At 59.5% G+C, this 12,451-nt stretch carries 10 protein-coding genes; 5 read left to right on the top strand and 5 right to left on the bottom strand.

Going from position 1 to position 12,451, the window contains the following annotated elements; all coding sequences use genetic code 11:
- The first annotated feature begins 52 nt into the window (after window positions 1-52).
- Genes pgaA through JH15_RS13660 form a run of 4 tightly spaced genes read left to right on the top strand, consistent with a single transcriptional unit; the run spans window position 53 to window position 6,042 of the window.
- On the top strand, window positions 53-2,446 hold the full coding sequence (pgaA, locus tag JH15_RS13675) for a poly-beta-1,6 N-acetyl-D-glucosamine export porin PgaA (RefSeq protein WP_197053324.1): 2,394 nt from the start codon (window positions 53-55) through the stop codon (window positions 2,444-2,446).
- The gene (gene pgaB / locus JH15_RS13670; protein ID WP_043531267.1) at window positions 2,443-4,404 is read left to right on the top strand and encodes a poly-beta-1,6-N-acetyl-D-glucosamine N-deacetylase PgaB; all 1,962 of its coding nucleotides are present in this window, start codon (window positions 2,443-2,445) and stop codon (window positions 4,402-4,404) included. Before pgaA ends, pgaB begins: the two co-directional genes overlap by 4 nt.
- The gene (gene pgaC / locus JH15_RS13665; RefSeq protein ID WP_043531265.1) at window positions 4,401-5,651 is read left to right on the top strand and encodes a poly-beta-1,6-N-acetyl-D-glucosamine synthase; all 1,251 of its coding nucleotides are present in this window, start codon (window positions 4,401-4,403) and stop codon (window positions 5,649-5,651) included. The genes pgaB and pgaC overlap by 4 nt, the downstream gene beginning before the upstream one ends.
- Window positions 5,641-6,042 (top strand): hypothetical protein, encoded by a 402-nt coding sequence (locus JH15_RS13660; RefSeq protein ID WP_197053323.1) that lies wholly within the window; start codon window positions 5,641-5,643, stop codon window positions 6,040-6,042. Before pgaC ends, JH15_RS13660 begins: the two co-directional genes overlap by 11 nt.
- Here the strand turns inward: JH15_RS13660 and hemL are convergent.
- The 5 genes from hemL to JH15_RS13635 all read right to left on the bottom strand — a co-directional run bounded on the left by hemL (window position 6,039) and on the right by JH15_RS13635 (window position 11,185).
- Complete coding sequence (hemL, locus tag JH15_RS13655; RefSeq protein ID WP_043531262.1) at window positions 6,039-7,331, bottom strand: glutamate-1-semialdehyde 2,1-aminomutase; 1,293 nt, start codon at window positions 7,329-7,331, stop codon at window positions 6,039-6,041. The genes JH15_RS13660 and hemL overlap by 4 nt on opposite strands.
- A gap of 68 nt (window positions 7,332-7,399) precedes the next feature.
- Window positions 7,400-8,089: a thiamine phosphate synthase gene (gene thiE / locus JH15_RS13650; RefSeq protein WP_052384123.1), complete on the bottom strand. Its 690-nt coding sequence runs from the start codon at window positions 8,087-8,089 to the stop codon at window positions 7,400-7,402.
- A complete protein-coding gene (gene thiD / locus JH15_RS13645; RefSeq protein WP_043531260.1) occupies window positions 8,086-8,928 on the bottom strand; it encodes a bifunctional hydroxymethylpyrimidine kinase/phosphomethylpyrimidine kinase in 843 nt (280 codons plus the stop codon). Before thiD ends, thiE begins: the two co-directional genes overlap by 4 nt.
- On the bottom strand, window positions 8,928-9,359 hold the full coding sequence (gene hemJ, locus JH15_RS13640; RefSeq protein ID WP_043531258.1) for a protoporphyrinogen oxidase HemJ: 432 nt from the start codon (window positions 9,357-9,359) through the stop codon (window positions 8,928-8,930). The genes thiD and hemJ overlap by 1 nt, the downstream gene beginning before the upstream one ends.
- Before the next feature lie 53 nt (window positions 9,360-9,412).
- Entirely contained in the window at window positions 9,413-11,185 is a 1,773-nt protein-coding gene (locus tag JH15_RS13635; protein ID WP_043531256.1) for a chloride channel protein, read from the bottom strand.
- Between the two features lie 147 nt (window positions 11,186-11,332).
- Here JH15_RS13635 and argC point away from each other — a divergent pair, with 147 nt between their 5' ends.
- On the top strand, window positions 11,333-12,367 hold the full coding sequence (argC, locus tag JH15_RS13630) for an N-acetyl-gamma-glutamyl-phosphate reductase (protein WP_043531255.1): 1,035 nt from the start codon (window positions 11,333-11,335) through the stop codon (window positions 12,365-12,367).
- The last annotated feature ends 84 nt before the right edge of the window (window positions 12,368-12,451 follow it).

Here is a 12,451-nt window from a genome sequence, read left to right as displayed (position 1 = left end):
CGCTCAATACCGCATGAAAGCCAAGCTATCGCATTTATCAGGAAGCGACTCGATGCCCCGATCGACACGGATGACGGCTTTCGTCACGGCCTTACTGGTCTCCAATGGCGCCTGGTCAGTGAAAGCATCCGGCAATCCTGACTTTTTCGATACGCTCCAGATACAGCGGGAAGTCACAGTTGGGACGGCAGTGGAGTCGCCCGAGGAATTGGAAACCACCTCGCATCGGCTGATTCGGCAACAGCGCTACGAGGCATTATTGTCGCTTTGCCAGTCTTGCGATCTGGATTCAATGACACTCTCCACGTTGGATAATCTGGCAGCGGCTGCGCGCCGTGCAGGACAGCCAGACTTGGCCTTGACGTATTACCAGGCACTTAACTTCCGATTCCCTGACTACCCACAAGGGCTGTTAGGGCTCGCCATTGCCCAGATCGAGCTAGATCAACTGGAAGCTGCCGAATGGACGCTTCGGCGCTATGCAGAACGATTCGAGATTCATGAAGCTTGGCTGGAAGCCCGGGCTTATCTTGCAGCACGCCAGGAAGATCCCATGGCGGAGCTTCATACTCGCCAAGCGTTGGTCGACGCCCAGCCGGATAACGAGCAAGAGTTGCAGGCGCTGTATCGTCTGGCCGTTTCGCTAGGTGCCAGTACGGCGGCATCCCGCATGATGGAAGAGCGCCCTGAACTGTTCAATGACAGTGATCGTGCTTGGCTGACCTATTACGAATCAGTGGCCGATATCCGTATGGGTACGCATACGGATACCCCCCTCCAGGTTCGCCAAGGCCTGGATAAGCTCAACGATATGCTTTCACGCCCGGATATCGATTCGTCTTTACGACAACGCGCAGAGTTCGACCAGGTCGTGGCACTCGCTGAATTGCGTGAATTCGAAGCGGCACTCGAGCGTGCTGCCGCCCTGGATCGACGTTACGGAACCTTGCCAAGTTATGTTCAGCGTGCCCGCGCCTATGCATTGTCTGGGGCTGGGCAGCCTCGCGAGGCCGCTTACTTATACGAAGCGCTCATTCGTGATAATCCGGCCCAGGCAACACACGTAGACGCGCCACTCAACGAATCGCTGTTCTATGCCTACTCCGATGCCGAGCGGTTCGAGGATGCCGAGCGACTGCTCAGCAGCTGGAAAGCCCGAGAGGACCAGTTCCGCTGGGATTTCACTGGCACCACCCGGCTCAATAATTCGAACTATGAACGCATCGCACAGATGGAGCTCCTTCTTCTCGCCTGGCGAGGCGATGCAGCTGCGGCCTCCGAACGTATCGATGCCTATCTGCAAACCGCACCGGGTGATGCCTACCTGTGGTTGCTCAAGGGCGACCTCTATCGCGGAAGGGGCTGGACGCGCCAGGCCGAAGCGGCCTATGAGCAAGCCCGTGAACTACTCCCCCCTGAAAACCACGAACGTATCGATCAGAGTCTCCTACATGCGCGGTTGCTACGCGGACAGTGGCGCGGCACGACCGGCGAAATCCGCGATCAGCTCGCCTCAGCCCGGCCTAGCGCCTCCCTGGATAGCCTTGAACGAGAATGGAAGGAAGCACGAGCTCCCCGCCTCAGCATGAATCTGACACGCGGCGACACGGTCGGAGCCGATGCCCAATCGCCTCGCGACTGGCAGCATGATGTGCTGTTCGAAGGCCCACGCAACGATTCCGGATCCAGAGCGTTTGCCCGGCGCATCGGTTACTCGGGAGACTACGATGACGCCTCGCTCGATGCGGCCTACAACGTAGTAGGTTACGAATTGAACCAGTATCCCGCCATCTGGCGCCTATCAGTAGGTCATGGCGATGGCGAAAACGACGAATGGATCGCCTGGGGACAGCTCGATTATGCCTTCAGCGATACGCTCTCATCGCGTGCAGTCATCGAAAGAAACACGCCTTCGACACCACTTCGTGCATTGCAGGACGGCATTCATGCCGATCGATACGCTGCCGAACTCACCTATCGGCGCGACGAGAGTGGCGGTGGGGGGATCGGTATCGGTGTCATTGATTTCGAGGATGGCAACCTGCGTCGTAGCGGTTTCCTGTATTGGCAGGAAGCTCTCTATCGTCGAGACCGCTGGCTGATGACCGGCGAATTGTCGGCCGCTACCTCGGCCAATGACGGCCTCGAAGCCAGTTACTTCAATCCCGAGCGCGATATCTCAGCCAATGTTGGTCTGGGAATCGAATATCGGCTGCCACTGGGCTACCGGCAGAGTTTCACTCAAGTGTTATCGCTGGGTACAGGCAGCTATCGCCAAGAAGGTTTCGATAACGAAGCCACCTGGGAAGTCGGCTACGGCCATCGCTGGGAGTGGCTACCCGATGTGAGCCTCAACTATGGCGTATCCCGTCAACGTTCGATCTATGACGGTGAGGTCGAATACGGAAACGTCATTACCCTCGGCGTAGAATGGAGATTCCTGTGAGAGCCTTTGCTGCCCTTGTTCTCGTATGGTTATGCGTGCTCTCGGCGAGTGCGCAGGCGGCCCGTCAGCCCAATGATTTCGTGGTGATCAGCTATCATGACATTGTCGATCTCGCGGCGACCCCTGATCTGCAAGTCTTCCCCCAAACCATTACCCGCGACACACTCATTCAGCACTTCGATCTGATTGAGCGCTCCGGTTATCACCCGGTGAGTTTCGACCAGATTCTCGAAGCCCGCCAAGGGGGCCGCCCCCTGCCGGACAGGGCAGTGCTCTTGACGTTCGATGATGGCTATCGCAGCTTTTACGACATCGTATATCCCTTGCTCAAGCTTTATCGGTTCCCGGCCATCATCGCGGTGGTGGGGAGCTGGCTCGATGTGCCGGCCGGTTCGAATGTGCCCTATGGCGATACTCAGCTTCCCCGTGAGCGGTTCCTGACTTGGGAACAGCTACGCGAAATGCAGGAATCAGGATTCGTCGAAGTCGCATCGCACTCCTATGACCTGCACCACGGCATACCGGGCAATCCCTACCGCAATCTTCAGGCCGCTGCCGCCACCAGCCGTTGGAACGAAGAGTCGGGGTATGAAAGCGAAGCCGACTATCTCGCCCGCATCGAAAATGACATGCATAAGTCCAGCGAGCAGATCACCGAGCGGATGGGGGTCCCTCCGCGCCTGATGGTCTGGCCCTATGGCGCGTTCAACCAGGCGGCGCTAGACATCGCCGCAGCCGCTGGCATGTCCCATACCTTCAGTTTGTTCAGCGAAATAAACCACGTTGAAGACGATACACGTGAAATCGGGCGGTACCTTGTCGATCAGGAAACATCATTAAAGACGTACGATGAGATTCTCTCGGGACAGCTATGGGATCCCGAAATACTGCGTATCGTCCATGTCGACCTGGATTATGTGTATGACGAAGACGAACAGCAGCAGGCCCGCAACCTGGATATATTGCTGGATCGAATCAAGCGCTATGGAATAACGACGGTGTATTTACAGGCCTTTGCCGACCCGGATGGCAATGGTGTCGCCGATGCCCTGTACTTTCCCAATCGCCACCTGCCCATGCGCGAAGATCTGTTCAATCGCGTCGCCTGGCAGCTAAAAAAACGGGCCAATGTAAAAGTGTATGCCTGGATGCCGGTCATGGCCTTCGATCTTGGCTCAGATTACACCTATGTCAGTGACGCCAGGCATGACGGCCCTGCACCAGACCAGTATCTTCGCCTGTCTCCCTTTGTCGGGCGTAATCGTCAAGTGATCGTGGACATTTATGAGGATCTGGGCCGTTTAACGAAATTCGATGGGCTGCTCTTTCATGATGACGCCTTGCTGGGCGACTACGAAGATAGTGGCGACGCTGCACTTTCGTGGTATGGCGACCAATGGAGACTTGCCGAGGATATCGAATCGATTCGCCAGGATCCGATGGCGTTGCAGCAATGGACGCAGCACAAGACGCAATTTCTTATCGATCTGACCCATGATCTCACGGAGGCAGCCAACCATTATCGGCTGGCGGATAACAAGCGATTTACCACCAGCCGCAATATTTATGCCCCGCTGATCATGACGCCACATAGCGAACAGTGGTTCGCACAGAATATGGAAGCCTTTTCTCAGGCCTACGATTATGTGGCGGTCATGGCCATGCCCTACATGGAAGGTATCGAACATGGCAATGCCACGGCTTGGCTGAAAACCCTGGCGGAGAAATCGCTGCAGCGGGTGCCGGCCTCCCGATTGATCTTCGAATTGCAAACCATGGACTGGCGAGACCAGACGCCTATCGATAGCCACGAATTGGCTTCTTGGATGCAAGCCATCAATAAGGTTGGCATCCAACATTACGGGTATTACCCCGATGATTTCCATAACAATCATCCCGACGCCAACGTCTTGAGACGGCACTTCTCTCTGAAACGGAACATCGGAGAAACCCCATGACAACTCTTGAGATTCTGGCTGTTTTCACGGTCGCTTACCCAAGCCTGATGGCCACGGTGTGGATATGTGGTGGGATTTACTACTACTGCCATTGGGAGCGCAATCAGCTGGAACGACCTACATCCCCTCAGGATCCCGATGCGCCGTTCGTTACCATACTTGTGCCTTGTCACAATGAGGGCGGGAATATAGAGGAGACGATCGGCCACCTGCTGAGACAGAATTACAAGAATATGCAGATCATTGCCATCAACGATGGCAGTCGCGATAACACCGGGGAAGTGCTCGATAGGCTAGCCAGTCAGATACCGATGCTTACGGTGTTGCATCAACGGAACATGGGCAAGGCCAGTGCCATGAACCATGGGCTCAGCCAGGCCAGGGGAGACATCATTGTCGGGATCGATGGCGATGCCGTCCTGGATTATGACGCTTTGGGTTGGATGGTGGAGCATTTCATACACAGCCCCAAGGTGGGCGGTGTCACTGGCAATCCCCGTGTCCGTACACGCTCTACTGCCATCGGCAAGATCCAGACCGGAGAGTTCTCGTCGATCATTGGCCTTATCAAGCGAGCCCAACGAATCTACGGGATGGTCTTTACTGTCTCAGGCGTCATTTGCGCGTTCCGCAAGTCCGCACTCGACGCCCTGGATGGCTGGAGCGTCGACATGATTACCGAGGACATCGATATCAGCTGGCGACTGCAGCTTGCCGGCTGGCATGTCCGCTATGAACCACATGCCTTGTGCTGGGTGCTGATGCCGGAAACCCTCAAGGGTCTTTTCAAGCAGCGGTTGCGCTGGGCGCAGGGTGGAGCAGAGGCGTTCCTGCGGCATTTCGGTGACGCCATCCGCTGGAAGAACCGACGCTTCTGGCTTTTGCTGGCCGAATATACGATTAGCGTCATGTGGTGTTATTCCATGCTACTTGTCTTGGTGCTTATGGCATTCGAGATTGCGCTGGACATGCCGGGTGTCGAGGCAATCGGTCATGTCTACCAATGGTCGACAGGCCTGCTTGTCACGTTAAGCCTGATCCAGTTCGGGGTCAGTTTCTATATTGACAGCCGCTATGACAAAGCCATGTTGCGCTGTCTTTTCTGGTGCATCTGGTACCCGTTCGTCTATTGGATGCTCAACATGAGCACCGTCATCATCGCGTTTCCCAAAGCCGTGGCAAGACGCCGCGGACAGTTAGCCATCTGGACAAGCCCCGACCGGGGAGAGGTGTTCCGTGAGAAATAGAATGGACTCGATGATCATCAATAATTCCAAGCATCGGCACTGGGGGTATCATCTCAGGGATACCGGCCTGGTCGCCCTGACATTATCCTTGTGGCTCGCCTTCGCCTTCCAGGGCTACCTCGCCTTTACGCAAGAAGCGTTCCTATCGGAGCAGGCTTATTTACTGGCCATCGCCAAGTTTACTGCCATCGATTTCGTGGTGGTGTTCCTGCTATTTCACGTCTGGGTCTGCTACGAACGTCGGTTGTCTCGAGGGCGCGAACGTCACATGCTGCGTCAGGCGCCACCACCGCTAGAATTACCTAGCCAATGGCAAACTCCCCTGACGCAACTGACCATGCCTAGGCACGACGAACTTGCCATCGAGCGCGATGGCCGGCCCAGCTCTTAGCCTGTCTGCTGCATTGCCTTGAAGGCCACCTCGGCGCCGTCGAGAGTGGCCTGGATGTCTTCGGGAGTGTGCGCACTGGACATGAAGCCCGCCTCGTAGGCCGAGGGCGCCAGGTAGACGCCCTGGTCGAGCATCGCCGAAAAGAAGCGACGGAACGCGTCGACATCGCAGGCCGTGGCCTGGGCGAAGTTATCCACCTGGGACTGAGCGGTGAAGAACAGCCCGAACATGCCACCGGCACGCTGGGTCATCATTGGCACTCCCGCGGCATCGGCGCGGGCTTGCAGGCCACCGCACAGGGAGTCGACCCGCTGGGACAAGGCCTCGTGGAAACCGGGCTCGCGCAGCTTGGTCAACAGGGCGATACCTGCCGCCATGGCCAGCGGGTTGCCGGACAGGGTGCCCGCCTGGTAGACCGGCCCGAGCGGGGAGATATGCGACATGATCTCGCGCTTGCCACCGAACGCCCCGACCGGCATGCCTCCGCCGACGATCTTGCCCAGGCAGGTCAGATCAGGCGTCACGTTGTAGTGCGCTTGCGCTCCCCCCAGGGCCACCCGGAAACCGGTCATCACCTCGTCGAAGATAAGCACGCTTGCATGGGTATCACAGACCCGGCGAAGCCCTTCGAGAAATCCAGGTACCGGCGGGATGCAATTCATGTTGCCCGCCACCGGCTCGACGATGATGCCGGCAACCTGGTCACCGATTTCAGCGAAGCAGCGCTCGACGGCATCCAGGTCATTGTAGGGCAGGGTCACGGTGTGCTCGGCCAGGGAGGCCGGCACCCCCGGTGAGCTCGGCTCGCCATGGGTCAGTGCACCCGAGCCGGCCTTGACCAGCAGCGAGTCGGAATGACCATGATAATTGCCTTCGAACTTGATGATCTTGTCACGTCCGGTGTAGCCGCGCGCCAGGCGGATTGCCGACATGGTCGCCTCGGTCCCCGAGTTGACCATGCGAACCAGGTCGATACTGGGAATGATGTCGCAGATCAGATCCGCCATGGTGGTCTCGATGGCGGTCGGGGTACCGAAGGAAAGACCGTTATCAAGGCGCTCGCGAACCGCAGACAGGACGTCGGGGTCGGCATGGCCGGTGATCATGGGCCCCCACGAGCCGACATAGTCGACATAACGACGCCCTTCGACATCGAAAAGATAGGCGCCCTGGGCCCGCTCGATGAAAACGGGAGGCCGCTCCAGCCCCTTGAAGGCACGCACCGGCGAATTCACTCCACCGGGAATGTGACGGCAAGCCTGTTCGAAGAGCTGTGCGGAAGTGGTCATGGAAACCTCTCGTTTATAAAAAAAGGGATGTGGATAACCTGTTGGACAACGCGGATAACTTTCGGTGACTAGGGTGTGGATAACCCGTGAGTACCCGCCTGGGGAGGGCTCTCTTCGGCCAGGATCCGGTTGAGTGCCTTGACCCGGGACTCGATGTCATCACCGCCAAACACGCCATGTACGCAGGCCAGCAGGTCGGCACCGGCCCGACGGGCCTCGCCCAGGGTCGTCCTGTCAATGCCGCCGATGGCTACCCGGGGCAGGCCAAAGCGCGCCGCCTCGCCTAGGAGTGACAGCGCTGCCGGCGGCGCATCAGGCTTCGTACGGGAACGAAAGAAACGGCCGAAAGCCAGGTAACTTGCCCCGCCCTGTCTCGCCCGCTCGGCCAGGTCGAGCCGTCCGTGACAGGTCGCTCCGATGATTGCAGCGGGGCCGAGTCGCTCGCGTGCCTCGGCCAGGCCACCGTCCTGCTGGCCCAGATGCAACCCGACGCCCGTATGCCCTTCATGGCGCAATCGAAATGCCAGGGCGCTATCGTCGTTCACGATCAACGGAACATGGTGCTCTTGGCACAACGTCGCCAGGGCTCGAGCCTGACGATAGCGCTTGTCAGCGTCAGCTGACTTGTCCCGATACTGCAACAGGGCAAGACCGCCACGCAACGCCTGCTCGCATGCGTCGAGCAGCGTCGCATCATCGGGTAACAAATTGGCATCGGTAATCGCGTACACCCCCGATTGCCAGGCAGACTGATTCATGACGGCATTCCCGAGTCATTCACGGCAGGATGTCGCCATAGCCGGTGTGGCAACGCCTGCCCACTCGCCGGCTGCCAAGCATGACGCAGCGTATCGAACGTATAGGCTTGCGCCTGCTCGCAGGCTGGCATCAAACGCTCCCCGGCCGCCAGGCGGGCTGCCAGCGCCGACGCCAACGTGCATCCCGAACCATGATAGTGCCCGCTCAACCGTGGCCAATGCCACTGGCGGTCGGTATCGGGTGTATGCAGGGTGTGGATAACTTGGTCCATGGGATGCAGGGCTTCGGGGGTGTCGGTACCGGTCACCAGCACCGCCTGGCACCCCAGTGACAGAAGTTGCGTGGCTCGGTCGGCATCATTGCTGTTCACCCCTTCAGCCAGGCGTTCGAGTTCATCACGATTGGGCGTCAAGATATCCACATGGGGTAGCAGTTCACGACGGAAGGCGTCGAGCAACTCAGTGGTGGATAACTCTCTACCACCGCCGGCCTTCAGTACAGGATCCACCACCAGGGGGATGCCCGGACGCTGCCTGACGATATCCACGACGGCATCCAGCGATTCGAGACTGGCGATCAGGCCGACCTTGATGGCAGCGATATCGAAATTTTCCAGGGCACGCGCCATATCACGCATGTCATCCCCTCGACAGGGCATGACACGCGACACGTCCAAGGTCGTCTGAACCGTCAACGCCGTGGGAATGGTCAATGGCCAGGCGCCACAGGCCCGGATGGCTTCGGCATCGGCAACCAGGCCGGCCCCTCCGGTGGGATCATGCCCCGCGAGCACCAGCACCACCGGCTGCTGGCGTTGGGTCGATATCGACTGTGCCATCAGAAGGGCTTGACCACGACCAGAATGACGATGCCCAGCAATGCAACGACGGGCGCCTCATTGAACCAGCGAAAGAAGGTGTGTGACTTGTCACAGTTTCCGGCGGCCAATTTCTTCATGTAGGCCAGACACACATGATGATAGCCCACCAGGGCCACGACCAGGGCCAGCTTGGCATGCATCCAGCCTTGGCTCATGAAGCCGGGAACCAGTGCGAGCAGCCAGATGCCCAGAATCAGCGCCACGATCATCGATGGCAGCATGATGCCGCGATACAACTTGCGTTCCATGACCTGGAAGTAGTCGATGGCCTGACGATCGCCATGATCGCGCGCCGTGGCATGGTAGACGAACAGGCGCGGCAGATAGAACAGCGCCGCAAACCATGTCACCACGGCGATCAGATGAAAGGCCTTTATCCACAGATACATATCCACTCCTCAGGTAGAAAGTTCCGCTCTTGCAGAGCGGGTAAAGCACATCGTCAAGGCTTGTAGCGGTAGTAGTTCTCGATGGCATCACGCGTGATGATACCGGAAATGCGCCGCATCATCGGCGTCGAAGTATTTTCCACGAATAGGGCGTCGAGTGACTGGTCATTGAGCCGTTCGAAGGCCTCGGACAGAGTGGCCTGTTGATGGATGGGTGCCATTTCCAGGCGCTGGCCGGGCACCTCGAGCAGGTCGAGGAGTGTCTCATTGTCGACGGCGTCGACGGCGCCTTCGCTCTCCCTGTCTTCTTCCAGCAGGACGCGCGCCAGATCCACCGCCTTGAGAGCCAGGGTAGGCTTGTCCTCGGTGGAACGCACGATCACGACCCAGGTGGGTTTGTTCTCGAGCAGGGAACGCGCCTCGTCGCGACTCACCATGCGGGGTGTCCGGACCAGGTTACGCTCCATGACCGCAGGTACCGAGACACGCGACAGCGCCTGGCGAAGCGGCTGCTGCAAGGGATGCAGGCCATTGCGTGTCAGGGTGATGAAAAACCCGTCGCAACGGCAAGCCTGCCGTGCCGTCAGGACAGCGATCACTACCGCCAGCATGCCGGGGAGAATGATGTTGGGGTTGTGCGTGAGCTCCAGCAGGGCCATCAAGGCAGCCAGGGGGGCTTGCAGCACCGCCCCCATCATGGCGGCCATGCCCAGCATGGCGAACAATCCTGCATCGGCAGACGCATTGGGCCAGATCCAGCCTCCCAGCATCCCGCTCAAGGCCCCCGAGGCGGCACCGACGACCAGGACAGGGCCGATGATACCTATGGGAATGCCGCACGCCACCGTAAACGCCGTCAAAAGCAGCTTGGCCACCACCAGCGCCACCAGCACGTCTACCGTCAGTTCCCCGCTGAGTGCCGCCCCCAGGCTGTCATAGCCGATGCCCTGGACCTCGGGATACCAGAAGGCCACGCCACCGGTGGTCACACCCACCATCGCCAGACGAAGCCATATCGGCAAGGCCGAAAGCGCCTCGCCACTTTTCGCCACGCGGATGAAGAGTCCTGCCAACAGACCGATCCCCAGCGCAGTGATAATTATCCAGGGCAGGTTGTACATCGACTCGAGGGTCACGCTGGGAACCTGGAAGGCCGGCTCGGAGCCATACATCATCTGCGCTACCAGCGCCCCCATGGTCGAGGCCAGAATCACCGGCATGAAGCCCGCGATGGTGTACTCCATCATCACCACTTCCATGGCGAAAATCACGCCTGCGATCGGGGTGTTGAACGACGCCGAAATGGCCGCCGCCGTTCCACAGGCCACCAGCACACGCAGGCTGTTGTGAGGCAGGCGCAACTGCATGCCAAGCCCGCTCGATGCGGCGGCGCCGAGATGGATCGCCGGCCCCTCGCGTCCTGCCGATAACCCGCCGAGTACCGTTAAAACCCCGATAACCCATTGGTTAAGCCAATTCCGCAGCGGAAAGCGTCCCTGATGGTAGGTCAGGCGCTCGATCACGTGGGCGACGCCCAGCTTGCGCCCCGCTGCCGGCTGTCGCCACAGCCACACGCCGATTACACTCACCGCAACCAGCGGCAGCAGCGCCCGCCCCCAGGGGGATAGAGCCTCGAACGCCTCGTGATCGCCATCCATCGCGATCAGCGCGCCCAGGTCCAGGAGCAGGCGAAAGCCCACCATCAAGCCACCGGTAGCGATTCCCGAGATCACCCCGAGCACGCACAGCTGTGGCAGGGCATCGACATTAGCCAACTGTCGACGAAACCGCTCCAGGCTGAAATCGGGGAGATGCAATCGTGGCACGAAACCGCGTCCTCGCTGTGGCGGCTGACGTATGTCCGACCGGGACACACGTCCGCGGATGAAGATGACTCATGGGGTTAAGGTGTATCATATCGGAACAGTTCCGTCTCACCGGCCTCGCGCAAGGTCTTTGAAAAGGAGAGCATCGTGATCAAGGTAGGTATCGTCGGCGGCACCGGGTACACCGGGGTCGAATTGCTCAGGTTGCTGGCCGGCCACCCCGAGGTGAGCGTCGACGCCATAACGTCGCGCTCCGAAGCCGGGCTTCGAGTGGATGAGCTCTACCCCAATCTGCGCGGTCACTATCCTGAACTCGCCTTCAGCGAACCCGATCCCGCCCGCCTCAGCCGGTGTGATGCCGTGTTCTTCGCGACGCCGCACGGGGTGGCCCATGCCCTGGCCGGCGAACTACTCGCCGGCGGTACCCGGGTGATCGATCTTTCCGCCGATTTCCGGATCAAGGATGCCGATGAATGGGCGCGCTGGTATGGCCAGCCCCACGGCGCCGTCGATCTTCTGGAAGACGCCGTATACGGCTTGCCCGAGGTCAATCGTGAAGCGATCCGCCAGGCACGCCTGATTGCCGTCCCGGGCTGTTACCCCACGGCCGTACAGCTCGGCCTGTTACCGCTGCTGGAACAGCAACTGATCGACGTCGAACACGTCATTGCCGATTGCAAGTCGGGCGTCACCGGGGCCGGACGTGGCGCCAAGGTGCCATCGCTGTTGGCCGAGGCCAGCGAATCGATGAAAGCCTACGGCGCCAGCGGCCACCGCCACCTGCCGGAAATACGCCAAGGCCTCGAACTGGCTGCCGGCAAGCAGGTCGGCCTGACCTTCGTGCCACACCTGACGCCGATGATTCGTGGCATCCATGCCACCCTCTACGGGCGTCTGACCCGCGATCCGGGCGACCTGCAGGCCCTGTTCGAAAAACGCTTCGCCACCGAGCCCGCCGTGGATGTCATGCCTGCCGGTAGCCATCCGGAAACGCGCAGCGTCAGGGGAACCGATATTTGCCGTCTTGCCGTGCATCGTCCCGATAACGGCGATACCGTGGTGGTGCTGGCGGTGATCGACAACCTGGTCAAGGGTGCCTCGGGTCAGGCTATCCAGAATCTCAACCTGATGTTCGGTTTCGATGAAATGGCCGGATTGCAGGCGCCAGCCCTGATGCCTTGACCCGCACCCCGGCGATTCCCGGCAAAAGTTGACCCTTTTGCTGGGGATTGCGGATAATGCCTCTAGATTCACTAACCGGGAGCA

The organism is Litchfieldella xinjiangensis (assembly GCF_000759345.1).
Classification (GTDB): Bacteria; Pseudomonadota; Gammaproteobacteria; order Pseudomonadales; family Halomonadaceae; genus Litchfieldella_A; species Litchfieldella_A xinjiangensis.
Note: the sequence above shows the minus strand (reverse complement) of the source record. Positions and strands in the feature narration are given on the sequence as shown.